The organism is Herbaspirillum sp., from assembly GCF_035644555.1.
Lineage (GTDB): Bacteria > Pseudomonadota > Gammaproteobacteria > Burkholderiales > Burkholderiaceae_D > Herbaspirillum.
Genome location: NZ_DASQOH010000041.1, coordinates 1 through 25,917, shown reverse-complemented (window position 1 = coordinate 25,917; position 25,917 = coordinate 1). Strand labels below are relative to the sequence as shown.

Here is a 25,917-nt window from a genome sequence, read left to right as displayed (position 1 = left end):
GTCGGGCTCGGCTTTTTTGTTCCCCGAAGCCGGTGGCCGTTACGTTCTCAGGCCAGCGCTTCCAGGCACAGGGCGATACCCTGACCACCGCCGATGCACAGCGACACCACGGCGCGCCGCTGGCCGGTGCGCTGCAGTGCGTGGGCGGCCTTGGTGATGAGGATGGCCCCGGTGGCGCCGATGGGGTGACCGTGGGCGATGGCGCCACCGTCGATGTTGAGGATGTCGGAGGGAATGTCCAGCTCACGCTGCACCGCCAGGGCGATGGCGGCAAAGGCTTCGTTGATCTCGAAGCGGTCCACCTCGCCCAGGCTCCAGCCGGCGCGAGCCAGCGCCTGGCGGATCGCCGGCACCGGTCCCAGGCCGAACATGCCCGGCTCCACGCCGCTGACGGCCGCTGCGCGCACCGCCACCAGCGGGGCCAGGCCCAGCGTATCGGCAGTGTCGCGGGCACAGACGATCATGGCAGCCGCCCCGGCATTCACACCGGGCGCATTGCCGGCGGTGATGCTGCCCTCCTTGCGGAAGGCCGGCTTCAGGCGGGCCAGCGATTCGACCGTGGTGTCCGGGCGCACGGACTCGTCCTGGTCGAAGATCCGTTCACCTTTCTTGCTGGTCAGGGTAATGGGCAGGATCTCGCGGCTGAAGTAGCCGGCCGCCTGGGCGGCGGCGAAGCGCTGCTGGCTCTGGGCGGCGTAGCGGTCCTGCTGCTCGCGGCTGAGGCTGAACTGCTGCACCAGGTCTTCGGTATGCCAGCCGGAATGCTTGCCGGAGAAGGCATCGTTGAGGCCGTCGCTGAGGATGGCGTCGATCACCGCGCCATCGCCCATGCGCATGCCGGCGCGCGCCCCGGGCAGCAGATAGGGGGCGCGTTCCATGTTTTCCATGCCGCCGGCGATGACACAGCGCGACAGCCCGGCGCTGATCTCGCCCAGCGCCGTCACCACCGCCTGGGCGCCGGAACCGCAGACGCGGTTGATCGCCATGGCCGGGGTCTCGACCGGCAGGCCGCCCTTGATCGCGGCCTGGCGCGCCGGGTTCATGGCGTTGCCGGCCTGGATGACGTTACCCATGAGCACCGAGTCGATGGTCTCGGGGGCGATGTGGGTACTCTGCAATACCGCGCGGATCGCCTGGGCGCCCAGCTCGACGGCCGGGACGTCCTTGAGACTACCGCCAAAACTGCCGATCGCGGTGCGACGCGGCGAACAAATCACGATTTCCTGCTGCATGGCCTGGCTCCTTCTTCACAAGTCGTTCATCACCTGGTGGCCGCCGGACAGGCAGCCCCCTGCCGTTGCCATCCAGCCCCTGGATGACAACTTACTTTCATAATGCAACTTAGTGAATGCTATCACCGCGAACGCCACTTGGCATCTCGTAGTTTTGCTGGTGCCAGGGTCGCAGGAGCGGCCCGTCATGGTCCCGGCGGGCCGGCCGCAGGCTCAGTCGGCGCTGCGGGCGGAAGGATGTTCGGCCAGCGGAACGAAGGTATTGCTGGCGGCATCCAGCGCCAGGATGGAGCCGGATTCGATGTCATAGACCCAGCCGTGCAGCGCCAGGCGGCCCTGCGCCAGGGCTACCGCGACCGAGGGATGGGTGCGGATGTTGTTGAGCTGGGCGATCACGTTCTCGCGCACCATGCCATCGATGCGGTCCTTTTCGGTGGCATGCGGACGGGATTCGTTGATCATGCGGGCGGCGTCGGTATGGTGCAGCCAGTTGCGCACGGCCGGCATGTGGTCCAGGCAGGCACAGGTGGCCACGGCGGTCATGGCGCCGCAGTCGGAGTGGCCGCAGATGACGATGTCGGACACCTTCAGCTGCGCCACCGCGTATTCCACCGTGGCGCTCACGCCGCCCGGCTCGGGGCCGAAGGACGGCACGATGTTGCCGGCGTTGCGGATGACGAACAGGTCGCCCGGTTCGCGCTGGGTGACCAGCTCCGGCACCATGCGGCTATCCGAACAGGAGATGAACAGGGCCTTGGGTGTCTGACCGGTAGCCAGGCTCTTGAACAGCTCTTTGCGGGAAGGGAAAACGTCCTGCTGGAACCGCAGGAAGCCATTGATGATGTCACGCATGGTGGAAATGCCTCGGTCTGGATGATCAACAGCCGGCATTATCGCCCGGAATCGCAAAGACCGCCCCGGCATGTCGGCCATGGAGGGCAGCACGTCCATTGCGGGGCTACATGCCTTTTTCATCGCCTCAAAAATCGTCGGATTTCTAGAGACCGGCCTATTCCCGCTCAATAAGCTTCCCCTTTCGACAATCCGGCCGTCTTCTCGACGACCGCTCGAAACGGCCTGCTGGCTGCGCTTTCCGGGCCATACCGGGCCATACCGGGCAAATCCGGAATACAAGCGGCGCACCTCAGGTCGCCATTCTCAACCATTCCGCGAAAGACAATCATGATCAGCAATTCTCACCGGGCCCTGCTCGCAGTGGCCGCCCTGGCGCTTCTCGGCGGTTGCGCCACCGAGACCTCGCGCAGCCTGCCGGTGGCCCAGGTGGCCAGCGCCGGCCAGGCCTATCAGGGTCCTCGCAGCCCTATCGCAGTAGGCAGGTTCGACAACCGTTCCAGCTACCTGCGCGGGGTATTTAACGATGGCGTGGACCGACTGGGTGGCCAGGCCAAGACCATCCTGATCGCGCACCTGCAGCAGAGCAACCGCTTCGCCGTGATGGACCGCGACAACCTGGCCGAACTGAGCCAGGAAGCGCAATTCAACGGCCGCGCCCAGGCGCTGCGCGGCGCCAGCTACGTGATCACCGGCGATGTCACCGAATTCGGCCGGCGTGAAACCGGCGACCGCCATCTGTTCGGCATCCTCGGGCGCGGCAAGTCGCAGCTGGCCTATGCCAAGGTGACGCTGAACATCGTCGAGGTCTCCAGCGCGCAGGTGGTCCACGCGGTGCAGGGGGCCGGCGAGATGAGCCTGGACAATCGCGAAATCATCGGCTTCGGCGGCACCGCCAGCTATGACGCCACGCTCACCGGCAAGGTACTGGACCTGGCCATCCGCGAAGCGGTGCAAAAACTGGTGGCCGGTATCGATGGCGGCAACTGGAAACCCTGATCCCCTTTGCGAAAGAACCGATCATGCACCGCAAACCCCTCCTCTGCCTCCTGCTCGGCCTGGTCCTGAGCGGCTGCGCCGGTCGCCCGCCGCAGTCCCTCTACGGCTGGGGCAACTACCAGGACCAGCTCTACGAACACTTCAAGGGCGACGGCAGCAGCGCGTCGGAGCAGCTCACAGCCCTGGAAGAGAACCTGCAAAAACTGCGCGCCGACGGACAGGCGATACCGCCCGGTTACCACGCCCATCTGGGCATGCTGTACGCCACCCTCGGCAAGGAAGACCAGATGATCGAGCAGTGGCGCATCGAGCAGCGCCTGTTTCCCGAATCGTCCGCCTACCTCGACTTTCTGATGCGCAACTACCCCCGAGGAGCCACCAAATGATCTCCCGCCTGTCCCTCCGCAGCCTGCTGCTGCCGCTGTTGCTGGCCGTGCTCTCCGGCTGCGCCACGCAGCGCGCGCCCCATGACTACACCGCCTACAAGGCGGCCCGCCCGGCCTCCATTCTGGTGCTCCCGCCACTGAACGCGTCGACCGAGGTGATCGCTCCGGCCGGCATGCTGGCCCAGGCGACCCGACCGCTGTCGGAATCCGGCTATTACGTGATCCCGGTCTCGCTGGCCGCCGAGACCTTCCGCCAGAACGGGCTGAGCAACGCCGCCGACATCCACGAGTTGCCGGCCCGGCAGTTGCACCAGATCTTCGGTGCCGACGCCGCGCTGTACATGAGCATCAAGGACTACGGCACCGCCTACCAGGTGGTGCAGAGCGAAACCGTGGTGGCCGCCGATGCCAAGCTGGTGGATCTGCGCAGCGGCATGCTGCTGTGGGAGGGTTCGGCGCGGGCCTCCAGCCGCGAGCAGCAGCAGAATTCCGGCGGCGGGCTGGTGGGCATCCTGCTTTCGGCAGTGATCAACCAGATCATCAGTACCAGCACCGATGCCAGCTACAAGATCGCCGGCATCACCAGCCATCGGCTGCTGTCGGCGGGTGTGCAGAATGGCCTGCTGTATGGCCCGCGTTCGCCGCAATACCAGAAGGACTGAAGCGCGGCACCTTGCGCGCCGTGGCGCTGCAGCCAACATGAGGAACAAAAAGCCGCAGCGGCGTGAATGAACAGGCCCTAAACACGTCGCTGCGGTTTTTTCTTGCGCCCGGCACTGCAGGGCGAGCCCTCGGGTCCAGCTAGACCGCGGCCAGCTGGTACTTGCGGATCTTGTCGTAGAGCGTCTTGCGGGGAATCCCCAATCGTTCGGCGGCCACCGCCACACTGCCCTCGCTATCCTTCAGGGCGGCGGCGATGAGGCCGGCTTCGAACTGTTCCACCTGCTCCGGCAAGGGGGACGCCGGCAGGTCGCCGGCGCGCGTACCGAGGCCGGCGATCTGCTCCACGCCCAGCACCCAGCGGTCGGCGAAATTGCGCAGCTCGCGCACGTTGCCGGGCCAGTCGCGCTGCTGCCACTGCTGCATCTGCGCTGCCGTCCAGGGTGGCGACTCGCGCCGGTAACGCACCGCCGCCGCCTGGCAGAAATGCGCCAGCAGCAGCGGGATGTCACTGCTGCGCTGGTTCAGCGCCGGCAGGTCGATGGAGACTACGCCGATGCGGTAATACAGGTCTTCGCGGAACTGGCCCTCGCCAGCCAGCTTCAGCAGGTCGGCCTTGCTGGCGGCAATCACGCGGCAATCGATGGCGACCGACTCGTTGCCGCCCAGGCGCTCCAGGCGCCGCTCCTGCAACACGCGCAGCAGCTTGACCTGCAAGGCCAGCGGCATGCTTTCGATTTCGTCGAGGAAGATCGTGCCGCCGTCGGCATATTCCAGCTTGCCGATGCGACGCTTTTGCGCGCCGGTGAAGGCGCCGGCTTCGTGGCCGAAGATTTCGCTCTCGAACACGGTTTCCGGCAAGGCGCCGCAATTGAGGGCCACGAACGGCCCCTTGCGGCCGCTGGCAGCATGCAGCTGGCGCGCCACGACTTCCTTGCCGGTGCCGGTCTGGCCGTTGATCAGGACATCGACGTCGGCCGGCCCCAGGCTGCGGATGAGCGTGCGCACGCGTTCGATGGCAGGCGACTGGCCGACCAGCGGTGGCAGTTCCGGGTCATGCGCCCAGGCTTCGCGCAGGCGGCGGTTTTCCAGCACCAGGCTGCGCTTTTCCTGGGCGCGCAGGGCGATCTCCAGCAGGCCGTCCGAACTGAAGGGTTTTTCGACGAAGTCATAGGCTCCGGCACGCATGGCCTCCACCGCCATGCCGACATCGCCATGGCCGGTGACCACGATCACCGGCAGGTCGGGGTCGATGGCCACCACATGCGCCAGCACCTGCAGGCCGGACCAGCCCGGCAGGCGCACATCGGTCACCAGTACGCCGGCAAAGTCACGGGTCAGCAAAGGCAGGGCCTGCTCGGCGCTGGCGCAGGCGGTCACCGTAAAACCCTCCAGTTCCAGCGCCTGGGCGGTGGCGTGGCGCACGGCCTGCTCGTCCTCGATCAGGATGGCGCTCTGGGCGCCGCTTGGTCTGTCCATCAAATCTCCGTCTTCAACAGGGGCAGTCGCACCACGAATTCGGCGCCGCCTTGTTCATGATTATGCGCGCTCAAGTGACCATTCATGGCTTGCACGATCGATGAGGAAATCGCCAGTCCCAGCCCCAGGCCCTTGCTGGAAGACTTGGTGGTAAAGAAGGGTTCGAACAGGTGCGGGGCCACCTCGTCGGCGATGCCGGTGCCGGAATCGCGGATGCGCAGCACCGCCTGGCGCTGGCCGTGATCGACCTCCAGCAGCACGCAGACGCATTTGCGCGGCGCCTCTTCGACGGCATCCAGGGCATTGCGCAAGAGATTGATCAGGACCTGCTCGGTGCGCACCACGTCGCCGGTGACGTGGACGGCTTCGCGCAGTTCGATGCGCACCTCGACGCCCTGCTTCTCGAAGTCGCCCGACAGCAGCAGCACCGAGGCCTCGATGGCCTGGCGCAGATCGACCGCCACCGGCGCATCGCCGCTCTTGCGCGCAAAGCCCTTCAACTGGCCGATGATGCGACCCATGTGGGCGCTGGCGCTGCTGATGTGTTGCAGGTTTTCCGCCACCTGGGCCTGCTGGCCACGGGCCAGGAACTTCACCGAATTGTCGGCAAAGGCGCGGATCGCCGCCAGCGGCTGGTTCAGCTCGTGCGTGACGCCAGCGGCCATCTGGCCCAGCATGGCCAGCTTGCCGGCCTGGACCAGCTCGTCCTGGGTGCTGCGCAAGAGGCTTTCGGTCTGCTGCAGCTTGGCGTACTTGGTGGCGATGGCCTGGTTGGCGGCGGTCAGTTCTTCGGTGCGCTGGGCGATGCGCTGGTCCAGTTCCTCGGCGGCGCGACGCAGGGCATCGCGGGACTCCAGCCGCTCCTGCAGGCGGCGCCGGTGCTGGTACCAGGCCAGCAGCGAAATGGCCAGCGCCAGCATGAACAGGGCGGCGGCCATGGTGGAGAGCATGGCCGTGCGCTGCATGCGCGCCTGCGAAGGGAACAGCATCAGCTGCCAGCCCAGCCGCCCCACCGTGCGCGAGACGTGGGTGCCGAAGCCGCGCTGCAGGGCCGGTGGCAGCGCCGTCACCGGGGTGATGGGCAGGTCCGCATATTGGTGGGTGCCGGCCAGCTCCTGCTGCACCGGCGCGCTCAGGGCCTGCAGGCTGTGGTATTTCCATTCCGGCCGATTGGAGAGGAAGACCACGCCGCCGGCATCGGTCAGCGTGATCGGATCGCTGCTGCTGCGCCAGGTATGTTCGAATTCGGCCAGGTCCACCTTGACCACCATGACGCCGATGGGCAGGTCACCCTCGGCCTGGTCCTGGCGCCGGTAGATCGGTTGCGCGATGAAATAGCCCGGCTCGCTGGAGATGTTACCGATGCCGTAGAAGCGCCCTGCCCGCCCCTGTACCGCCTCGCGGAAATAAGGGCGAAAGCCGAAGTCGCGCCCGACGAAGCTGAATTCATCGTCCCAGTTGCTGGAAGCCAGCGTCAGTCCACGGCGGTCCAGCATGAAGATATTGACTGCCCGGGATTGCTGCTGGATGGTCTTGAAGGCGCGGTTCAGACGATCCACCGCCAGGGCGTCCTCGGGATGCTGCAAGACCTGGCGCACATCGCTCTGGAAGCCCAGGGCGAAGGGCAAGGCCTCGTACTTCTGCAGGATCGATTCCAGGTCCAGCGCGGCGATCTGCAACTGCGCCGCGCCCATGTTGCGCTGATCCATCTCGGCTTTGCGCAGGGCCACGCGATAGGTGATCCCGCACACCAGCAGCGTGGTGGCGAGGAACAGGATCAGGATCAGCAGATTGCGTCTGGCTCGCATGCGTTCGGAGAAATCGGTCGGGAGCGATAAAAGCAGCGCGGCGCCCGCTGGGCGCCGCGTTGAAGACCACATGATAACGCGACAGCCGTTGGCTGCCGCGTGTCCAGCTGGATCAGGCCGGCTTGTGCAGCTTGCCGGTCTCGTCGACGGCGTCGTGCTGGTCCGGATTCATGGCGACATCCCCCTTGAGGTGGCCGTGGCGTTGCGGGTCGGGCATGCGCAGGCTGATGATCAGGGCCACCAGACACAGGGCGCTGACATACCAGTAGAAGGCCGATTCGACACCGGCCGACTTCAGCGACAGCGCCACGAACTCGGCCGAACCGCCGAAGATGGCGTTACCCACCGCATAGGACAGGCCCACGCCCAGGGCGCGCACTTCGGGCGGGAACATCTCGGCCTTGATCAGGCCGCTGATGGAGGTGTAGAAACTGACGATGGTCAGGGCCAGGATGGCCAGCGCCATGGCCACACCCGGGCTGCTCACGTCCTTCAGGAAGTGCAGGATGGGGAAGGTGCCGACCATGCCGAAGAAAGCGAAGCAGAGCATGGAATTGCGACGGCCGATCTTGTCCGAGATGGCGCCGAAGATCGGTTGCAGGATCATGTAGACGAACAGTGCGCCGGTCATGACGCCGTTGGCGACCTTGGGGTCCATGCCGGCGGTGTTGACCAGGTATTTCTGCATGTAGGTGGTGAAGGTGTAGAACATCAGCGACCCACCGGCGGTGAAGCCGACCACGTTCAGGAAGGCGCGCTTGTGCTGCAGCAAGCCCTTCAAGGTGCCGGCATCCTTCTTCTTGCGGGCACCGGCTGACGAGGTCTCGGCCAGCGAGCTACGCAGGTACATCGCCACCAGCGCACCGACCGCGCCCAGCACGAAGGGCACGCGCCAGCCCCAGGCCATCAGCTCGGCCTTGGTCAGCCATTGCTGCATGCCGAACAGCACCAGCACCGCCAGCAACTGGCCGCCGATCAGGGTCACGTACTGGAAGGAGGCGAAGAAGCCGCGACGACCATTGGGCGCCACTTCACTCATGTAGGTAGCCGAGGTGCCGTATTCACCGCCCACCGACAGGCCCTGGAACAGGCGTGCCAGCAGCAGCAGGGCCGGGGCCCAGGCGCCGATGGTGGCGTAGGTCGGCATCACGGCCACGGCCAGCGAGCCGCCGCACATCATCAGCACCGAGATCAGCATGGAGGTCTTGCGGCCATGCTTGTCGGCGATGCGGCCGAACAGCCAGCCGCCGATGGGACGCATCAGGAAGCCGGCGGCGAACACGCCCGCCGTGTTGAGCAACTGGCTGGTGGCGTCGCCCTTGGGGAAGAAGGCCGGGGCGAAGTAGATCGCGCAGAAGGAATAGACATAGAAGTCGAACCATTCGACCAGGTTGCCCGAGGATGCGCCGAGGATGGCGAAGATGCGCTTGCGGTACTCTGCCGCGCTCAGTTTGACGTTGTCGCTCATGGATATCTCCTGTGTGGGCCGCTCCTTCCGGCGCTGGCGCGTCGGTCGTGCGGCGGGTCATCTTGCTTTTGGTGGAACTGGAACAAGGCAATCAGGAGAGCGACGCAAGCAGCCGTCAGGGTGTGGACGATGCTGGCCCGCATCAGAGGTCTGTCTCCGTTTTTGCTTTTGTTTTGCGGCTCTTATTGCAGACTTCGTGCCAACATCCAGGCAAGACCCCGAAAATTTATAAGTCATTGATTTAATTTAATTTTCATTTCCAGGACAGGGAAAAACGCGCAGAAGTCCGGGCGGATTCCCGGAATGCTGCCGCGCCGCATGTCCGGGAATCCATCCAGACCACCCGCCGGCACGGGACGAAAAAAAGCGGCGCATGTCTGTTCGACATGCGCCGCTTTCGCGGTCTTGCGCTTGAATCAATGCGCCATCAATGTGCCATCAACGCGCTATCAACGCTCCGACAGCGCATCCATGACGCACAGGGCGGTCATGTTGATGATGCGGCGGACGGTGGCCGACGGCGTCAGGATATGCACCGGCTTGGCACAACCCAGCAGGATGGGGCCGATTGCCACACCGTTGCCCGATGCGGTCTTGAGCAGGTTGTAGGCGATGTTGGCGGCATCGATGTTGGGCATGACCAGCAGGTTGGCGTCACCCTTCAACGGCGAATCCGGAATCACTGCATGCAGCAGCTTGGATTCGAGCGCGGTGTCGCCGTGCATTTCGCCATCCACTTCCAGGTCCGGTGCAATCTCGCGCAGGATGCCCAGCGCTTCGCGCATCTTGCGGGCCGATTCGCTGTTGCTGGAACCGAAGTTCGAGTGCGACAGCAGGGCGGCACGCGGGTGCAGGCCGAAGCGACGCATTTCCTCGGCGGCCAGCATGGTGATCTCGGCCAGCTCGCGGGCGTTGGGGTTTTCGTTGACGTGGGTGTCCACCATCACCAGCTGGCGATTGGGCAGGATCACCGCATTCATCGCGGCATAGACATTGACACCTTCGCGCTTGCCCAGGACCTGGTCGATGTAGTGCAGGTGCAGCTGGGTGGTGCCGTAGGTGCCGCAGATCATGCCGTCGGCATCGCCCTTGTGGATCGCCATGGAGCCGATCAGGGTGTGGCGGCGACGCATTTCCAGCTTGGCGTACTGCTCGGTGACGCCCTTGCGACGGGACATTTCCAGGAAGGTCTGCCAGTAGTCGCGGTAGCGGTTGTCGAAGTTGGGGTTGATGACCTCGAAGTCGGTGCCGGGGCGCAGGCGCAGGCCGAACTTCTTGATGCGCTGTTCCAGCACTTCCGGACGGCCCACCAGGATGGGCTTGGCCAGGTTTTCATCGACGATCACCTGCACCGCGCGCAGCACGCGCTCTTCTTCACCTTCGGCGTAGACGATGCGCTTGTTGGCTTCGGCGGCCTTCTTGGCGACCTGGAAGATCGGGCGCATGAAGGTGCCGCTGTGGTAGACGAACTGTTCCAGCTTCTCGATGTAGGCGTCCATGTCCTGGATCGGACGGGCGGCCACGCCGGAGCTTTCGGCGGCACGCGCCACGGCCGGCGCGATCTTGATCATCAGGCGCGGGTCGAAGGGCTTGGGAATGATGTATTCCGGGCCGAAGGACAGGTTGGCGATGCCATAGGTGGCGGCCACGATATCGGACTGCTCGGCCTGGGCCAGCTCGGCGATGGCGTGGACGGTGGCGATCTCCATCTCGCGGGTGATGGTGGTGGCGCCCGAATCGAGCGCACCACGGAAGATGTAGGGGAAGCACAGGACGTTGTTGACCTGGTTCGGATAGTCCGAACGGCCGGTGGCGATGATGGCGTCGTCGCGCACGGCCATGACTTCCTCGGGCAGGATTTCCGGGGTCGGGTTGGCCAGGGCCAGCACCAGCGGACGGGCCGCCATCTGCTTGACCATCTCGGGCTTCAGCACGCCTGCGGCCGACAGGCCCAGGAAGATGTCGGCCTCGGGGATCACTTCGGCCAGGGTGCGCGCCTCGGTATCGCGGGCGAAGCGTTCCTTGTCCGGGTCCATCAGTTCCTTGCGACCCTTGTAGACCACGCCGGCCAGGTCGGTGACGTAGATGTTCTCGATCGGGAAGCCGAGGTCGACGATCAGGTCCAGGCAGGCCAGCGCTGCCGCGCCCGCGCCGGAGACCACCAGCTTGACGTTCTTGATGTCCTTGCCGACCACTTTCAGGCCATTCAGGATGGCGGCGCCGACGATGATGGCGGTGCCGTGCTGGTCATCGTGGAAGACCGGGATCTTCATCTTCTCGCGCAGCTTGCGCTCGATGTAGAAGCACTCGGGAGCCTTGATGTCTTCCAGGTTGATGCCGCCGAAAGTCGGCTCCAGGGCCGCGATGACGTCGATCAGCTTGTCCGGGTCGGTTTCGTTGATTTCGATGTCGAAGACGTCGATGCCGGCGAACTTCTTGAACAGCACGCCCTTGCCTTCCATCACCGGCTTGGAGGCCAGCGCACCGATGTTGCCCAGGCCCAGCACGGCGGTGCCGTTGCTGATGACGGCCACCAGGTTGCCACGGGCGGTGTAGCGGAAGGCGTTGAGCGGGTCGGCCACGATTTCTTCGCAGGCCGCGGCCACGCCGGGAGAATACGCGAGGGAGAGATCACGCTGGTTGGTCAGCAGCTTGGTGGGCGTGACCGCGATCTTGCCCGGGGTCGGAAACTCGTGGTAATCCAGCGCTGCCTGACGAAGTTGCTGACGCACTTCTTCTTTCTTACTGATCATCGAATCCATAACTCTGTATTCTCTAGTTGACTTGCGAAGGGGGTCGATTCTAGCAGAGGTCGGCCCTCAATCATAGGCCGACGGCCTTATGCTGCTCCGCGCAAAGCCTTTTCGGGACTGGCTTTGCGGCGTTTCACCCATGGCACATGATGCGCGCGAACATGGGCTTTCAGCGGGCAGATGACGTCCGGTTACCGTGTGATGTGCGCATTTGCGTACAGCGCCATCAGCGCCATCAGCGCGCCCGACAGGCTGCCACCGCCCTCGCATGGCTGGTATTGGGGAAAACCCCTAGACAGCGGCCGATACCGCCACGGCGCCCGCCAGCCGGCCGCGCAGCCGGTTTGCGCTGCATCGCAGCAAAGCTGCTGGCAGCCGGAGATTGTGCGCCAGCGGCGACGAGGGATTGGTTACAATCGCGCCATGCTTTCCGAATTCGAACTCATTGCGCGCTATTTCAGCCGCCCACCCGCGCCCGACAGCCGCACGGCGCTCGGCGTGGGGGACGACTGCGCGCTGATGACACCGGCACCGGGCATGCAACTGGCCATTTCCAGCGACATGCTGGTCGCCGGTCGCCATTTCTTCCCCGATGCCGATCCCACCATGCTGGGCCACAAGTGCCTGGCCGTGAACCTGTCCGACCTGGCCGCCATGGGTGCGCAGCCGATCGCCTTCACGCTGGCGCTGGCCCTGCCGGAAGCCCGCGCCGAATGGCTGGCCCCATTTTCCCAGGGCATGCTGGCGCTGGCAGACGCACATGGCTGCGAACTGATCGGCGGCGACACCACCAAGGGGCCGCTGACCATCAGCATCACCGTGTTCGGCGAAGTGCCGCCGCACAAGGCGCTGCGCCGCGACGCCGCGCGCGTCGGTGACGATATCTGGGTCTCCGGCAGCCTGGGCGATGCGCGCCTGGCACTGGCCGGCTATCGCCGCGAATTCAGCGAAGACCTGGCCGTCAATGCGGAAGAACTGGCCCTAGCCGCGCCCCGCATGCATGCACCCACGCCACGCGTGGCACTGGGCCTGGCCCTGCGCGGCATCGCCCACGCCGCCATCGATATCTCGGATGGTCTGGCTGGCGACCTCGGCCACATCCTGACGCGCTCCCGCGTCGGCGCGACGCTGGACGTGGACGCCCTGCCGCCCGGCCCGGCGCTGCAGCAGCGCGAGCTGCACCTGCGCCGCCGCTTCACGCTTTCCGGTGGTGACGATTACGAACTCTGCTTCACCGCTCCGGTACGCCAGCGCGACGCCGTCTACAAGGCCGCCCAGGCCGCCGGCACGCCGGTCACCCGCATCGGCAGCATCGATGCTGCCCTCGGCCTGCGCCTGCTGGATGCGGCAGGCGAACCCCTGCAGGACACGCCGGATTCCTTCGACCATTTCCGTTCATGAACCAAGCTGCCACGCCCTTCCCCCCGCCGCCCCCACCCGCCCCCAAGAAACGCAAAGCGACCGCGCATTTCATGCTGGCCCACCCGGCCCACTGGATTGCCCAGGGTTTCGGCAGCGGCCTCTCGCCCATCATGCCGGGTACCGCCGGCACGCTGTTCGCCTGGCTCTCCTTTGCGGTGCTCTCGACGCGCTGGCCGCATGTCTTCACGGCCAGCAACTGGCTGGCCATCATCGTGGCCGGCTTCATCATCGGTATCTGGGCCTGCCATCGCACCGGCCAGGCGCTGAACTCGCCTGACGACGGCAGCATGGTGTGGGACGAGATCATCGCCTTCTGGCTGGTGCTGGTACTGGTGACGCCGGCCAGCCTGAAGACGCAGTTCGCGGCCTTCGTGGTGTTCCGCTTCTTCGACATGGTCAAGCCGCCGCCGATCGCCTGGTTCGACCGCCGCTTCAAGGGCGGCTTCGGCGTGATGTGGGACGACATCCTGGCCGCCTTCTATACCCTGCTGGTCTTTGCGTTCTGGCGCGCCTACTGGTAAGTGAACAATCAGCGCTTGTCCGATACAACAAGGGCCGACATCGGAGTATGCTAGTTCGCGCAAGTTGATCAACCGACCGTGGTCCGCCCCGCACGACGGGCCGAGACTGCGGCACAGCCGAGGATGACACTCATGGACAGCACGATAGACCTAGCCACCCGCGTGGGCCAGACTCTCAAAGCCAAGGGCCTGCTGCTCGCCACTGCAGAATCGTGTACCGGCGGCGGCATTGCCCACGCCATCACGGAGATCGCCGGATCGTCGGAATGGTTCGACTGCGGTTTCGTCACCTATTCGAACGCTTCCAAGAATGAACTGCTGGACATTTCCGAAGCCCTGATCGCCCAGCATGGCGCCGTCAGCGAGGAGATCGCCGGCGCCATGGCCGAGGGCGCGGTGGCCAACAGCAGTTCGGACCTGGCCGTCTCCACCACCGGCATCGCCGGCCCCGGTGGCGCGGTGCCGGGCAAGCCGGTGGGTACCGTCTGCTTCGGCTGGCGGGTGGGCGACAAGACCTATACCGAGCGCCTGGTCTTCAAGGGCGACCGCCAGCAGGTGCGCGCGCAGACGGTGGACCATGCGCTGAAGGGCTTGCTCAAGTTGCTGGCAGACTGAATGCGGTCGGACTGAATTCAGCCCCATCAAGACAAAGGCGGCACTCCAACGGAGTCGCCGCCTTTTTCATTGCACCGTCGCTTCAGGATCAGCGGAAGCGGTTGATCGCATCACGCGTTTCAATGGCCACGCGGCGCGCGGCCGCGGCGAAGTCTTCACCTTCCTGCGGCTTGGCGTACAGGATGGCGCGCGAGGAATTGATCATCATGCCGGTGCCGGCGGCGGTCCTGCCGGATTTCACGGTGGCTTCGACGTCCCCGCCCTGGGCGCCCACGCCCGGGACCAGCAGCGGCATGTCACCGATGATGGCGCGCACCTGCGCCAGCTCGTGCGGGAAGGTCGCGCCTACCACCAGGCCGCACTGGCCATTAGTATTCCACTTCTCGGCCACCAGGCGCGCCACGTGCTGGTACAGCGGCTTGCCATCGACTTCCAGGAACTGCAGGTCCGAACCACCGGCGTTGGAGGTGCGGCACAGCACGATCACGCCGCGATCCTTCCACTCCAGGTAGGGCGAGACCGAGTCCCAGCCCATGTAGGGGCTGACGGTGACGACATCGGCGTCATAGCGCTCGAAGGCTTCGCGGGCGTATTGTTCGGCAGTAGCGCCGATATCGCCGCGCTTGGCATCCAACACCAGGGGAATCTCTGGATAATGGCTGCGCAGGTAGGCGCAGATGCGCTCCAGCTGTTCTTCCGCGCCCAGCGCGGCGAAATAGGCGATCTGCGGCTTGAAGGCGCAGGCGGCCTCGGCGGTGGCATCGATGATGGCGCGACAGAATTCGAAGATCGCGTCCGGGCGGCCTTGCAGCTCGGCCGGGAATTTCTTGAGGTCGGGGTCCAGGCCCACGCACAGCAGGGAATTGCGCGAAGTCCATGCTGCATTAAGTTTCTGGATGAATGTCACGGTGGTGCCTTTAGCTGAAAGATGCGCTATTGTAGCGCGCCGGCATGGCCCGATCTCCATATTTGACTGATGTTCAGCGGTTTTCCCGGAACATCGGGCACTTGGCGTGGATTTTCCGGTCCCATGCGCTCTCATTGCTTCACTTTTGCTACGAGGAAAGACAACATGAAAAAACTCTTCGCCTGGCTGGCCGTCGCCATGACGGCACTGACCCTCTCCGGCTGCGGCTACAACGAGTTCCAGGCCAAGGACGAGGCCACCAAGGCCGCGTGGGGCGAAGTGGTCAACCAGTACCAGCGCCGCGCCGACCTGATCCCCAACCTGGTCAACACCGTCAAGGGCTACGCCTCGCACGAGAAGGACACGCTGGAAGCCGTCACCCGCGCCCGCGCCGCTGCCACCAGCTTCCAGATCACGCCGGAGGTGCTCAACGATCCGCAGGCCTTCGCCAAGTTCCAGCAGGTGCAGGGCGAGCTGTCCTCGGCGCTGTCGCGCCTGATGGTGGTGTCGGAGAACTACCCGCAACTGAAGGCCGACGCCAGCTTCCGCGACCTGCAATCGCAACTGGAGGGCACCGAGAACCGCATCACCGTAGCCCGCCAGCGCTATATCGCGGCGGTCAAGGACTACAACATCCTGGCGCGCAGCTTCCCCACCAACATCACCGCCAAGCTGTTCAGCTATGAAGTCAAGCCGTCCTTCACGGTGGATAACGAAAAAGCCATCTCCACCGCCCCTGCGGTCAACTTCGGCAAGTAATCTGCCCACCCCGGTCCGCCCATGCGCAAGCTGCTCATCACCTGCTGGCTGTTGATCCTCCTGCCCCTGGCTGGTCTGGCCCGGGCCGATGACGGCCTGGTGGCCGTGCCGCCCTTGTCGTCCCACGTCATCGACCAGATCCACCTGCTGCAGCCGCAACAGCAACAGGCCCTGGAAGGCGTGCTGGCCGAGATCGAGCAGCGCACCGGCAGCCAGATTGCGGTACTGCTGATGTCCTCCACCGCGCCGGAAGCCATCGAGCAATACAGCATCCGCGTGGCCGATGCCTGGCAACTCGGCCGCAAGGGCGTGGATGACGGTGTGCTGCTCATCGTCGCCCGCGACAATCCCAAGTCGCTGCGGCGCCTGCGCATCGAAGCCGGACGCGGCGTGCAGGGCAGCCTCACCGATGCCCAATCCAAGCGCATCCTGGAAGACGTGATCGCACCGCATTTCCGCCAGAACGATTTCTACGGCGGCCTGGCCGCCGGCGTGACCGCCATCACCACCTTGCTGGAACAGGAAAAACTGCCCGCCGCTCAGCGCCACACCGGGCCTGTGCAGACCGATGACGGTGGTGGCTGGTTGACGCTGATGGTGATCTTGCTGTTCCTGGTGGTGTTCTTTGCCATGCTGCTGAAGTCGCGCCGCGGCGCCCGCAACACACTGGACAACAACGACTGGGGCCGAGGCCGGGGACGCGCCACCACGGCTGGCGTCATCATCGGCAGCATCCTCGACGAAGCGGCACGCCAGGCCGCCGCCGGACGCGGCTGGCCGCGCTCGGGAGGTGGCGGTGGTGGTGGCTTTGGCGGCTCCTCCGGCGGGGGCGGGTTCTCCGGCGGTGGTGGCAGCTTCGATGGTGGCGGCGCTTCAGGAGACTGGTGACATGCCTCACAACACCCCATCCCCTTCCCTGCCGGTGCGCCTGCTGCGTCATCTGCGCAGCACCCGTACCACGGCGCGGCGTGCCTTCCCCTCGACCACGCTCAAGGCCATCCAGGCCAGCATCGGCGAAGGAGAGCAACGGCACCGGGGGCAGGTCCGCGTGATTGTCGAAGCGGCATTGTCACCGGGCGCCGTGCGACGCGGCGAAAGCGCCAGGCAGCGCGCCCACGAACTGTTTTCGCACTACCGCATCTGGGATACCGAAGAAAACTGCGGCGTGCTGGTCTACATCAACCTGGCCGACCGCAAGGTGGAAATCGTCGCCGATCGCGGCATCAATCGGCATGTCACCCGCGAGCAGTGGCAAGAGGTGTGCCGCCTGATGACGGCGGGTTATGCCAGGGGTGATTACGAAGCCAGTACCCTGCAAGCGCTGGCCACCCTGCATGCGCTGCTACAGACGGCAATGCCGCGCCAGGATGACGACCGCGACCACAACGAACTCTCCGACAAACCCCTGCTGCTGTAGACAAGCGGCGTTGGGGCTGACGCCTCAGCCGTTCTCGTACACCCACTGCAGCAAGGCATCCTGCGCCCTCTGACCGTTGGGCGCCGCAGGATGGTTGATCAGGAACACCACCACATAGGTCTTGCCCGAGGCCGCCTGCACGTAGCCGGCGATCGAGCGCACGTCGTTCAGCGTACCGGTCTTGATGTGGGCCTGGCCGGCCACGCTCTGCGTCTTCAGACGACGACGCATAGTGCCGTCATAGCCCACCAGCGGCAGCGAGGAAACGAACTCCGGCATCAGCGGCGAGCGGTAGGCCTGCACCAGCACACTGGCCAGCAGTGCGGGCGTGACCCGTTCCACCCGCGACAGGCCGGCACCGTTCTCGATGGCCAGTCCATTGGTATCGATGCCCTTGTCGTTGAGCCAGCCGCGCACGACGCGTGCGGCATTGACCGTGTCGCCCGGCTGCCCGGTCATCTCGGCGCCCAGCGTGAGCAGCACCTGGCGCGCCATCACGTTGTTGCTGTACTTGTTGATGTCGCGGATGACTTCCGGTAGCGCCGGCGATTGCACCTCCACCATCAGCCGCGCCGAGGGCGTGACCACTCCGTTGACCACGCGCCCGGAAAAACTGCCCCCCATCTCGGCCCACATCTGGACAAAACTGGCGCCGACATACTGCGCATTGTTCATGCGGTAGGGGTGCACGTACCACACCCGCGGCCCGCAATCGGCAGCGTAGGTGCCACCGAAGCTGGCACCATTGATGTCGTTGTTGAGCATCAGCTTGCCCTGCCAGTCACCGCAAGGCTCCTGCGACAGGCGCGGGGGAGCGATGGTGAAACCGGCCATGGGCGGGTCCATGCTGACATTGACCACTCCGGCGGCGGCATCCGGCTCGAAGCGGAAGGCCTGGGTGCGGTAATTCAGCAACAAAGCGTCGGGGCCGGCGTTGTAGGGCTTCTGCGGATCGCCGTCGAACTGCGCCGGGTCATAACTGGACTCGGCGAAATAGCTGCGGTCCAGCACCAGATTGCCGCGGATATCCTTGATGCCGCGCGCCCGCAGCTGGCGCAGGAACAGCCAGAAATTTTCCAGCACCAGCTTGGGATCGCCGCCGCCCTTGAGGATCAGGTCGCCATTGAGTACACCGCCGGCCAGGCTGCCATCGATGTAGGCCTGGGTCTTCCACGTGTAGGTGGGACCCAGCATCTCCAGCGCGGCATCGGTGGTCACCAGCTTCATCACCGAGGCCGGGTTGAAGGGCTGGCCGGTATTGTTGGCGGCCAGCAGGCGCTTGCCGCTCTCGGCATCGACCACCACCACGCCGGTGTTCTGCTGCGGAATATGCGCCACGCGCAGCGCGCCCACCACCGGTGGCGGCAGGCCCTGCGCCAGCGCGGCGGGTCCGGTGGCCAGCAGCGCCACGGCCAGGGAGAGGGAAGACAGGGAACGGTGGCGCAGTGCCAGGCAGGAAAGGCGGAACATGGTCAAGGTATCGGGAGCAAGCAGGCATTATAGGGGATGGGCATGGCCGCTTGAGCCGCGCATGTCGCCGTCAACTGCGGGACATCAGGGCGTCACGCCGCTGTGCGACAATGCCGCTCCAGTGACAATGCGGCATTGCCGGGGGTTCCCCGGCTGCGCCAGATCAAGGCTTGCGCAGGGTGGCGGGTTTCCGGCTTGCCTGGTGCGTATCGGCGGCGTACGCTTGCGCACTGCTTCGTTGGACCCAGCCCTGCCCGATGGCCCAGGGCAGGCAACGGCCCCGCCCGGCCACCTCCGAGCGGAGCGGACAGAAAGAATAACAGCACATCATGTCATCCCGTTTCAGTCGTTCCCGACACGCCAATGGCGACCATGACAGCCAGGGCCGCCGCAATGCCGACCACGTCGATCATCCCGATCACGCCGATCCTGCCGACCACCCAGACGACGGCGAGGCGGCCCGACCGCGCTCGTGGCCGGCCAGGCTGCGCGCGCTGCGCGAGCTGCTGGACCCGGTAATGCTCTATCGCCGGCGTCCGGGGCGCGCCGACGACGTCCCGCCGGAGGCGCTGATCGGCAAGGGCGTGCGCTTCGTGCAGCGCATCTATCGCCTGCGCGTGATCGGCCTGGGTATCGGCTTTTTTTGCGTGGCGGCCGGTTTCCTGCAGCATCCGGTAGCCTGGCCGCTGTGGCTGGGCCTGTTCGCGCATGGTTACGTCTGGCCGCATCTGGCGCGCTACTGGGCCCTGCGAAGCGCCATCCCCTATCGCGCCGAACGTCGCAACCTGATCATCGACGCCGCCGTCGGCGGGTTCTGGATCGCAGCCCTCAACGGCAATCTGGTCCCCAGCGCAGTGATCCTCTCGATGCTGTCGATGGACAATATCGCCGCCGGTGGCCTGCGTCTGTTCATGCGCGGTCTGTATGCCAGCCTGATCGCCTGCGCGCTGGGCTGGTGGCTGCTGGATGCACATTTCCTGCCGCAGTCCGACCTGGCTACCATCCTCGCCTGCCTGCCGATGATGGCGTTGTATCCGCTGGCGCTGGGCAAGTCGACCTACGAGATGTCCAAGAAACTGGCCGAGCGTTCACGCCAGTTCGAGATCGTCAGCCAGACCGATGGTCTCACCCGGCTGTTCAACCGGCGCTACTGGGAAAGCCTGCTCATGGCCGAATTCGCACGGCGCAGCCAGGGCGATGCCGGGCCGCAGCAGGCCTTCCTGCTGTTGCTGGACCTGGACCACTTCAAGAGCATCAACGATACCCATGGCCACCTGATCGGCGACGAAGTGCTGCGCAACTTCGCGCGCCTGCTGCGCGGCGCACTACGTGCAGCTGATCTCATCGGCCGCTACGGAGGCGAGGAATTCGTGGTGATCCTGCGCGACATCACCCAGGACGAAGCGCTGCGGCTGTCGCAGCGCCTGGTCGAGACCGCCCGCGCTGCCGATGACAAAAACAATTTATACGGTTGTACCGTCAGCGCCGGCCTGGTGCCCTTCTCGCGCGACATGGAAGCGCATTTCGTCTGGCTGCAGCGCGCCGACCATGCCATGTACTGTGCCAAGGAAAGCGGACGTGACCGGCTGGTGGTCTGGGAAGCCAGCCTGGCGCGCAGGAACACTGCCGCGTGAGCGCAGACGGATGGGATCGGGAAAGAGGAAAAAGACGATCCGCCAGGGAGAGGAAGACGGACGCAAAAAAGGCCGATGTTTTCGGGGCCGCCACGAGACCACTGTGAAAACATCGACCTAGGGAAATCAAGGCGGGGCGATCGGCAAACTCAACGATAGGCGGATTTCCTGGAAAGTGCCTGCGCCGATGCCCCGGCCATTGCCGCAACGAGCGGCAAAGCGGGCCGCAGAAAGCCCGCTAAATTAGCACTGGCAGTGCCTCCAGTACTAAAAGCGCGAGCAGTGCGCCAAAGACCGCGCCCACTGCCCTCAAACTGGTACGGACCATCCGTGACGCCACCGGGACCTCCCCGCACAACAACAAGCCCGCCAGGGCCATCGGGATGAAGAACATGAGGTTGTTCATGATGAGGTTGGGCATGATGCGTCTCCTGGTCGAGTTTATTGGTCTTGCGCCTGTGCTGCGCGCGTACTCTTGATGGGGCTTGCCACGTCTGGAGTATAGGTCGCCCATAGGGGAAGACAAGGCGTGGTCGCCAACAATCGTTGTTGCACAGCAGCGCAGGTACCCGGCGCAACGTCGCGCCGGGCGGCCCTGACAAGGAGCTGACAGTCAGACCGTCACGTGTTGCACGTGCACAAATTGTCGCCAATATCGGGCGATTTGCCTTGACCCTGTTTTCTGCCCGGGCGTAGAATTCGCCCGTTCTCATTTTCTGGAGTCCCTCTCATGGGCACTTGTTCGGGTGACAGTTGTTGCCGGTTAATTCCGGGTTAAGCCTCAGCAAGGATTTCAGCAGGACTTCTTCCTGTCGTCATCTTGCACAAGGCAGATGACGGCATCTCATGTCGGTAGCGCGCAGCCTGTTTGACGGGTTTCCCCGCGCCCTGGCGACAGCGATATTCCCTCACAACGACAGATCGACGATCGACCGCCACAGACACGGCGGCACAACGCATGCATCACCACGCCTTGCCTGCCCTGCGCAGTGCCTGGATGGCTTTTGCCTGCCGCCTGCCGCATGCATGCCCGCCTGGCTCATCGCCATGCGCGGCCTGCTCTGCTTGCGCCATCAGGCGCCGATGACAGGGGCTCCGCTCAACCAGGCGGAGGCTATGCACATTCCATGAACACGCGAAGACCCAGCGCGCCCTGCCCGTTCGCCCGCGCCCTTGCGGGCGGGGACCGGCCACGGCGCTGATCCGAGGCCGGCAAGTCCAAGCGCTTGCCGGTGCGATGCACATCCTTCGTCCCCGGGACGAAGACCAACAAGAAAAGAAGCACGTCATGAATCTGAACCTGCTGAAAGAAACCTTTGCCAGCTTCATCCGCGCACGCGGCATGGATCGTCACTTCCGCCGCCTGGGCATGGACATGTTCCGCAGCGCCCCGGTCACCCGCGAAGTCCCGCAGACCCTGGCCGAACAACTGAGCGAGGCCTCCCGCAGCGAGGCACAGGCCCTGTTGCAGCGCCTGCAATCGCGCCCGGATGGGCTCACCGAGGCCGAAGCCGACGCCATCCGCGTCCACAGCGGCCCCAATGAAGTCGAACACGAAAAGCCGCTGACCTGGCCAGTCCACCTGTGGCACTGCTACAAGAACCCCTTCAACCTGCTGCTGACCCTGCTGGCGGCGGTGTCCTTCTATACCGAGGACATGAAGGCGGCCATCGTGATTGGCACCATGGTGGTGGTCTCCACGCTGCTGCGCTTCGTCCAGGAAGCCCGCTCCAACACCGCCGCCGACAAGCTCAAGGCCATGGTCAGCAACACCGCCACGGTGATGCGTCACGACCAGGTCGAGGAGATCGCCGCCGAAGCCCAGCGCTACTTCGACGTAACCCTGCATCCGAAGGGCGCGCGGCGCGTCGAAGTACCGATCCGCGACCTGGTGCCGGGCGACATCGTGCTGCTCTCGGCCGGCGACATGATCCCGGCCGACCTGCGCCTGCTGTCGGCCAAGGACCTGTTCGTCAGCCAGGCGGCGATGACCGGTGAATCGCTGCCGGTGGAAAAGTTCGTCACTCCCAGCAACCTCAACACCAGCAGCCCGCTGGAGCTGGACAACCTGTGCTTCATGGGCAGCAACGTGGTCAGTGGTTCGGCCAGCGGCGTGGTCCTGACCACCGGCAAACGCACCTATTTCGGTGCCCTGGCCGAGCGCGTCACCGCCACCGACCGCACACCCACTGCCTTCCAGGCGGGCGTGAACAAGGTCAGTTGGCTGCTGATCCGCTTCATGCTGGTGATGACCCCGGTGGTGTTCTTCATCAACGGTTTCACCAAGGGTGACTGGGTCGAGGCCTTCCTGTTCGGCCTGTCGGTGGCGGTGGGACTGACGCCCGAAATGCTGCCCATGATCGTGACCTCGACCCTGGCCAAGGGCGCGGTGGCGCTGTCGCGCAAGAAGGTGATCGTCAAGCGGCTCGATGCGATCCAGAACTTCGGCGCCATGGACGTACTGTGTACCGACAAGACCGGCACCCTGACCCAGGACAAGATCTTCCTGGAACGCCACACCGACATCCACGGCGAGCCCGATGACGAAGTGCTGCAGTACGCCTACCTCAACAGCTACTACCAGACCGGCCTGAAGAACCTGCTGGACGTGGCCGTGCTGGAACACGCAGAACTGCAGCGCGAGATGTCGATCGCCTCGGCCTATCGCAAGGTCGATGAGATTCCCTTCGACTTCCAGCGCCGCCGCATGTCGGTAGTGGTCTCCGAGCGCGAAGACCACCATGAGCTGATCTGCAAGGGCGCGGTGGAAGAGATCGTCTCGGTCTGCTCGCACGCCCGCGTGAACGGCCAGATCGTACCGCTCACCGCCGAACTGCTGGAGGAAATCCGCGCCACCACCGGCAGCCTCAACGCCGAAGGCCTGCGCGTGGTCGGCGTGGCCGCCCGCGATCTGCCGCCGACCAAGGAGGTCTATAGCCTGGCCGATGAATCGGAGCTGGTCCTGATCGGCTACATCGCCTTCCTCGACCCGCCCAAGGAATCCACCGCACCGGCGCTGGCCGCCCTGCGCGCCCATGGCGTGAAGGTCAAGATCCTCACCGGCGACAACGAACTGGTGACTGCCAAGATCTGCCGCGAGGTCGGGCTGGAGGTCAAGGGCATGCTGCTCGGTTCCTATGTGGAAAAGATGAGCGACGCCGAATTGTCCGAAGCGGTGGAAACCGTGACCGTCTTCGCCAAGCTCTCGCCGGCCCACAAGGAGCGCATCGTGCGCGTGCTGCATGACCGTGGTCACGTGGTCGGTTTCATGGGCGACGGCATCAACGACGCCCCGGCCCTGCGCGCGGCCGACATCGGCATCTCGGTCGATACCGCCGTCGATATCGCCAAGGAAGCGGCCGACCTGATCCTGCTGGAAAAGAGCCTGATGGTGCTCGAAGAAGGCGTGCTGGAAGGCCGCAAGACCTTCGCCAACATGCTCAAGTACATCAAGATGACGGCCAGCTCCAACTTCGGCAATGTCTTCTCGGTATTGATCGCCAGTGCCTTCCTGCCCTTCCTGCCGATGCTGCCCCTGCATCTGCTGGTGCAGAACCTGCTGTACGACGTCTCGCAGATCTCGATCCCCTTCGACAACGTCGACAAGGAGTTCCTGGAAAAACCGCAACGCTGGGATGCCGGCGACATCGGCCGCTTCATGGTCTTCTTCGGTCCGATCAGCTCGATCTTCGACATCAGCACCTTCGCACTGATGTGGTTCGTCTTCGGCGCCAGCTCGCCGGAACACCAGACCCTGTTCCAGTCCGGCTGGTTCATCGAAGGCCTGCTCTCGCAGACCCTGATCGTGCACATGATCCGCACCCGTCGCATCCCCTTCTTCCAGAGCCACGCCTCCTGGCCGCTGATGGGAATGACGCTGGTGATCATGGCCATCGGCATCGCCATCCCGATGACGCTGCTGGCGCACTACTTCAAGCTGGAAGCGTTGCCGCTGTCCTACTTCCCGTGGCTGGTGGCGATCCTGGTGGCCTATGCGGTGCTGATCCAGGTGATGAAGGGCTGGTATGCGCGGCGGTATGGCTGGCAATAGGCCAGGTCGCGGCCGGCAAAAAGGCAGTTCAATGAAACTGGTGCCACGCTAAGGTCCACATTCAATTCCACAAAGACGGCGATGCGCGCTTGACGTGCGCATCGCCGTCTTCTTTATTGCACTGTGCTTCGATGGCTTCTGCCACGGCAAAAACACATCATTTATCGAAGCATTTCAACAGACGTCGTGCTGGCGCCATGCAACCATCTGCGCTTTCCCGATCTGGCCCTGCTTGAACCGCATCCGCTTTCCACGGGAAACCATCCCCTCCCGTAGAAAGACTCGCATGCATCGACGCCACATCGGCTGGGCCATCGCCGCCCCTCAGCCACAGCCCCACCGCATCCTGCAATTCTCGTCTGCCCCACGGCGCAGCCTTTCCTGAGCATCCCGCATCAAGCGACGCATGGACCGCGCTGTCCAGCGGCGCAACCAACTGGAGCGCGCTCCTTGCCCGGCTCGACCACGTCGATTACCGGCAGATGGAAGAGCTGCACCGTCTCATGTCCCCTTCCAGAGGAACTGCACGATGACCAACTGTAATTTCTGCCACAAGAAAGGCCTGCTGATCTACCCGGTCCGCTACGCCGTTGCCAGTCCCTATGGCGCGGACGGCGTACCGGGGCTATCCGGCAATTTCCGCATCGAAGACGCGCCCCAGGCCGCAGGCGCCGCCAAGTACACCTATCACATCCGGCACTACGAAGTCGACGAGGCAGGAAATGTCATACGCGCCTTTTCCATTGGTCGTAAATGGGTTTCCAAAGAAAATATTCAGGATCTTCTGGCCCAGTGGAACTATTGGTGCAGTTACATGAATCATGGACCAGCCGAATTACCCAAGCCGCCACTTTTCTTTAAAGAACATGAAAACGCGCTGGAAAGCTTCCTATTCTGCCTTTACGACATTGGCACGCGCGCCCCCGTTGCTTATCGCATCGCATTGATGCCGCACATCTTGATCATGACAGGCTACCGCTTGATGGCGCTATGGACTTGTCGCGATCCGGTCTGGCCACAGGCAGTAAAGGACGTCAGCCTCATTGAACCTGACGACCCCTACGATGAGCCCCGCGGGAATACTCCAATTGGCTGGGGCGACACCGTGCTTGCCACGCAGCGAGGCGATTATCCTGACGATCCGAAAATGGAAATCAAAGATTGGAAAGGCGAAGCTGACCCCGCGCTGAATGCCTTGCTTTGGGCAAAAGATGTACCACCCAAATGTTGACCTTTGCGTGATCCGGATATTTCGAGTAGCGAAAACGAAAAACCCTGCCAGTTGAACGGCATTGGCGCCCCGAAGCCAATGCCGGTTCTTCCAAGTCTGCCCCGTCTCGATTGGAAAATATCGGTACGGCTCAACGACGCGGCAAGCGCACCGTCACCATGGTCTGCACCTGGTCATCGGAGGACATGCTGATGCTGCCGCCATGTGCCTTGACGATCTGCTGGGCAATGAAGAGACCCAGTCCCAGGCCTTC

The 25,917-nt window shown here is 64.4% G+C and carries 22 protein-coding genes; 12 read left to right on the top strand and 10 right to left on the bottom strand.

Going from position 1 to position 25,917, the window contains the following annotated elements:
* Window positions 1-47: 47 nt before the first annotated feature.
* Both VE092_RS09980 and VE092_RS09975 read right to left on the bottom strand, forming a co-directional pair.
* On the bottom strand, window positions 48-1,232 hold the full coding sequence (locus VE092_RS09980; protein ID WP_324876244.1) for a thiolase family protein: 1,185 nt from the start codon (window positions 1,230-1,232) through the stop codon (window positions 48-50).
* Window positions 1,233-1,445: 213 nt separating this feature from the next.
* Window positions 1,446-2,084, bottom strand: a complete 639-nt coding sequence (locus VE092_RS09975) for a carbonic anhydrase (RefSeq protein ID WP_324876242.1) — start codon at window positions 2,082-2,084, stop codon at window positions 1,446-1,448.
* Between the two features lie 330 nt (window positions 2,085-2,414).
* Here VE092_RS09975 and VE092_RS09970 point away from each other — a divergent pair, with 330 nt between their 5' ends.
* Genes VE092_RS09970 through VE092_RS09960 form a run of 3 tightly spaced genes read left to right on the top strand, consistent with a single transcriptional unit; the run spans window position 2,415 to window position 4,131 of the window.
* The gene (locus tag VE092_RS09970) at window positions 2,415-3,083 is read left to right on the top strand and encodes a CsgG/HfaB family protein (protein WP_324876240.1); all 669 of its coding nucleotides are present in this window, start codon (window positions 2,415-2,417) and stop codon (window positions 3,081-3,083) included.
* A 23-nt stretch (window positions 3,084-3,106) separates the two neighbouring features.
* Window positions 3,107-3,469: a DUF4810 domain-containing protein gene (locus tag VE092_RS09965; RefSeq protein ID WP_324876238.1), complete on the top strand. Its 363-nt coding sequence runs from the start codon at window positions 3,107-3,109 to the stop codon at window positions 3,467-3,469.
* A complete protein-coding gene (locus VE092_RS09960; RefSeq protein ID WP_324876236.1) occupies window positions 3,466-4,131 on the top strand; it encodes a DUF799 domain-containing protein in 666 nt (221 codons plus the stop codon). Before VE092_RS09965 ends, VE092_RS09960 begins: the two co-directional genes overlap by 4 nt.
* Window positions 4,132-4,270: 139 nt before the next feature.
* Here the strand turns inward: VE092_RS09960 and VE092_RS09955 are convergent, their stop codons facing one another.
* The 4 genes from VE092_RS09955 to VE092_RS09940 form a co-directional block, all read right to left on the bottom strand.
* Window positions 4,271-5,608 (bottom strand): sigma-54 dependent transcriptional regulator, encoded by a 1,338-nt coding sequence (locus tag VE092_RS09955; protein ID WP_324876234.1) that lies wholly within the window; start codon window positions 5,606-5,608, stop codon window positions 4,271-4,273.
* Window positions 5,608-7,416: a sensor histidine kinase gene (locus VE092_RS09950; protein ID WP_324876232.1), complete on the bottom strand. Its 1,809-nt coding sequence runs from the start codon at window positions 7,414-7,416 to the stop codon at window positions 5,608-5,610. Before VE092_RS09950 ends, VE092_RS09955 begins: the two co-directional genes overlap by 1 nt.
* 112 nt (window positions 7,417-7,528) lie before the next feature.
* Window positions 7,529-8,884, bottom strand: coding sequence for an MFS family transporter (locus tag VE092_RS09945; protein ID WP_324876230.1), 1,356 nt, complete (start codon window positions 8,882-8,884; stop codon window positions 7,529-7,531).
* Between the two features lie 449 nt (window positions 8,885-9,333).
* Window positions 9,334-11,646, bottom strand: a complete 2,313-nt coding sequence (locus VE092_RS09940) for an NADP-dependent malic enzyme (RefSeq protein ID WP_324876228.1) — start codon at window positions 11,644-11,646, stop codon at window positions 9,334-9,336.
* 414 nt (window positions 11,647-12,060) lie between these two features.
* Here VE092_RS09940 and thiL point away from each other — a divergent pair, with 414 nt between their 5' ends.
* The 3 genes from thiL to VE092_RS09925 all read left to right on the top strand — a co-directional run bounded on the left by thiL (window position 12,061) and on the right by VE092_RS09925 (window position 14,195).
* Complete coding sequence (gene thiL, locus VE092_RS09935; protein ID WP_324876225.1) at window positions 12,061-13,038, top strand: thiamine-phosphate kinase; 978 nt, start codon at window positions 12,061-12,063, stop codon at window positions 13,036-13,038.
* Window positions 13,035-13,580, top strand: a complete 546-nt coding sequence (locus VE092_RS09930; RefSeq protein WP_324876223.1) for a phosphatidylglycerophosphatase A — start codon at window positions 13,035-13,037, stop codon at window positions 13,578-13,580. Before thiL ends, VE092_RS09930 begins: the two co-directional genes overlap by 4 nt.
* Window positions 13,581-13,712: 132 nt before the next feature.
* Window positions 13,713-14,195 (top strand): CinA family protein, encoded by a 483-nt coding sequence (locus VE092_RS09925; protein WP_006462823.1) that lies wholly within the window; start codon window positions 13,713-13,715, stop codon window positions 14,193-14,195.
* Between the two features lie 88 nt (window positions 14,196-14,283).
* Here VE092_RS09925 and pyrF read toward each other — a convergent pair whose 3' ends face one another.
* A complete protein-coding gene (gene pyrF, locus VE092_RS09920; RefSeq protein ID WP_324876221.1) occupies window positions 14,284-15,102 on the bottom strand; it encodes an orotidine-5'-phosphate decarboxylase in 819 nt (272 codons plus the stop codon).
* Between the two features lie 165 nt (window positions 15,103-15,267).
* Here pyrF and VE092_RS09915 point away from each other — a divergent pair, with 165 nt between their 5' ends.
* The 3 genes from VE092_RS09915 to VE092_RS09905 are packed head-to-tail and all read left to right on the top strand — an operon-like array spanning window position 15,268 to window position 17,278.
* On the top strand, window positions 15,268-15,861 hold the full coding sequence (locus VE092_RS09915) for a LemA family protein (protein ID WP_180669089.1): 594 nt from the start codon (window positions 15,268-15,270) through the stop codon (window positions 15,859-15,861).
* Between the two features lie 21 nt (window positions 15,862-15,882).
* Complete coding sequence (locus tag VE092_RS09910) at window positions 15,883-16,749, top strand: TPM domain-containing protein (RefSeq protein WP_324876218.1); 867 nt, start codon at window positions 15,883-15,885, stop codon at window positions 16,747-16,749.
* Window position 16,750: 1 nt separating this feature from the next.
* Complete coding sequence (locus VE092_RS09905; RefSeq protein WP_324876216.1) at window positions 16,751-17,278, top strand: TPM domain-containing protein; 528 nt, start codon at window positions 16,751-16,753, stop codon at window positions 17,276-17,278.
* A 24-nt stretch (window positions 17,279-17,302) separates the two neighbouring features.
* On the opposite strand, the gene dacB is transcribed toward VE092_RS09905, so the two are convergent.
* Window positions 17,303-18,748: a D-alanyl-D-alanine carboxypeptidase/D-alanyl-D-alanine endopeptidase gene (gene dacB / locus VE092_RS09900; RefSeq protein ID WP_324876214.1), complete on the bottom strand. Its 1,446-nt coding sequence runs from the start codon at window positions 18,746-18,748 to the stop codon at window positions 17,303-17,305.
* A gap of 329 nt (window positions 18,749-19,077) precedes the next feature.
* On the opposite strand from dacB, the gene VE092_RS09895 reads away from it, so the two are divergent.
* Window positions 19,078-20,382, top strand: coding sequence for a diguanylate cyclase (locus VE092_RS09895; protein WP_414653453.1), 1,305 nt, complete (start codon window positions 19,078-19,080; stop codon window positions 20,380-20,382).
* Between the two features lie 238 nt (window positions 20,383-20,620).
* Here the strand turns inward: VE092_RS09895 and VE092_RS09890 are convergent, their stop codons facing one another.
* Window positions 20,621-20,803 carry a hypothetical protein gene (locus VE092_RS09890; RefSeq protein WP_006462830.1) on the bottom strand — a complete coding sequence of 61 codons (183 nt, stop codon included), beginning with the start codon at window positions 20,801-20,803 and terminating at the stop codon, window positions 20,621-20,623.
* A gap of 867 nt (window positions 20,804-21,670) precedes the next feature.
* On the opposite strand from VE092_RS09890, the gene mgtA reads away from it, so the two are divergent.
* Complete coding sequence (gene mgtA, locus VE092_RS09885; protein WP_324876210.1) at window positions 21,671-24,433, top strand: magnesium-translocating P-type ATPase; 2,763 nt, start codon at window positions 21,671-21,673, stop codon at window positions 24,431-24,433.
* Between the two features lie 529 nt (window positions 24,434-24,962).
* Entirely contained in the window at window positions 24,963-25,664 is a 702-nt protein-coding gene (locus VE092_RS09880; protein ID WP_324876208.1) for a DUF6708 domain-containing protein, read from the top strand.
* 130 nt (window positions 25,665-25,794) lie between these two features.
* Here VE092_RS09880 and VE092_RS09875 read toward each other — a convergent pair whose 3' ends face one another.
* The gene (locus VE092_RS09875) at window positions 25,795-25,905 is read right to left on the bottom strand and encodes an ATP-binding protein (RefSeq protein WP_324876279.1); all 111 of its coding nucleotides are present in this window, start codon (window positions 25,903-25,905) and stop codon (window positions 25,795-25,797) included.
* Between the last annotated feature and the right edge of the window lie 12 nt (window positions 25,906-25,917).

Coding starts and splice junctions, on each gene's coding strand:
- VE092_RS09980 (WP_324876244.1), bottom strand. CDS start 1,232: ATGCAGCAGGAAATCGTGATTTGTTCGCCGCGTCGCACCGCGATCGGC.
- VE092_RS09975 (WP_324876242.1), bottom strand. CDS start 2,084: ATGCGTGACATCATCAATGGCTTCCTGCGGTTCCAGCAGGACGTTTTC.
- VE092_RS09970 (WP_324876240.1), top strand. CDS start 2,415: ATGATCAGCAATTCTCACCGGGCCCTGCTCGCAGTGGCCGCCCTGGCG.
- VE092_RS09965 (WP_324876238.1), top strand. CDS start 3,107: ATGCACCGCAAACCCCTCCTCTGCCTCCTGCTCGGCCTGGTCCTGAGC.
- VE092_RS09960 (WP_324876236.1), top strand. CDS start 3,466: ATGATCTCCCGCCTGTCCCTCCGCAGCCTGCTGCTGCCGCTGTTGCTG.
- VE092_RS09955 (WP_324876234.1), bottom strand. CDS start 5,608: ATGGACAGACCAAGCGGCGCCCAGAGCGCCATCCTGATCGAGGACGAG.
- VE092_RS09950 (WP_324876232.1), bottom strand. CDS start 7,416: ATGCGAGCCAGACGCAATCTGCTGATCCTGATCCTGTTCCTCGCCACC.
- VE092_RS09945 (WP_324876230.1), bottom strand. CDS start 8,884: ATGAGCGACAACGTCAAACTGAGCGCGGCAGAGTACCGCAAGCGCATC.
- VE092_RS09940 (WP_324876228.1), bottom strand. CDS start 11,646: ATGGATTCGATGATCAGTAAGAAAGAAGAAGTGCGTCAGCAACTTCGT.
- thiL (WP_324876225.1), top strand. CDS start 12,061: ATGCTTTCCGAATTCGAACTCATTGCGCGCTATTTCAGCCGCCCACCC.
- VE092_RS09930 (WP_324876223.1), top strand. CDS start 13,035: ATGAACCAAGCTGCCACGCCCTTCCCCCCGCCGCCCCCACCCGCCCCC.
- VE092_RS09925 (WP_006462823.1), top strand. CDS start 13,713: ATGGACAGCACGATAGACCTAGCCACCCGCGTGGGCCAGACTCTCAAA.
- VE092_RS09915 (WP_180669089.1), top strand. CDS start 15,268: ATGAAAAAACTCTTCGCCTGGCTGGCCGTCGCCATGACGGCACTGACC.
- VE092_RS09910 (WP_324876218.1), top strand. CDS start 15,883: ATGCGCAAGCTGCTCATCACCTGCTGGCTGTTGATCCTCCTGCCCCTG.
- VE092_RS09905 (WP_324876216.1), top strand. CDS start 16,751: ATGCCTCACAACACCCCATCCCCTTCCCTGCCGGTGCGCCTGCTGCGT.
- dacB (WP_324876214.1), bottom strand. CDS start 18,748: ATGTTCCGCCTTTCCTGCCTGGCACTGCGCCACCGTTCCCTGTCTTCC.
- VE092_RS09895 (WP_414653453.1), top strand. CDS start 19,078: ATGTCATCCCGTTTCAGTCGTTCCCGACACGCCAATGGCGACCATGAC.
- VE092_RS09890 (WP_006462830.1), bottom strand. CDS start 20,803: ATGCCCAACCTCATCATGAACAACCTCATGTTCTTCATCCCGATGGCC.
- mgtA (WP_324876210.1), top strand. CDS start 21,671: ATGAATCTGAACCTGCTGAAAGAAACCTTTGCCAGCTTCATCCGCGCA.
- VE092_RS09880 (WP_324876208.1), top strand. CDS start 24,963: ATGACCAACTGTAATTTCTGCCACAAGAAAGGCCTGCTGATCTACCCG.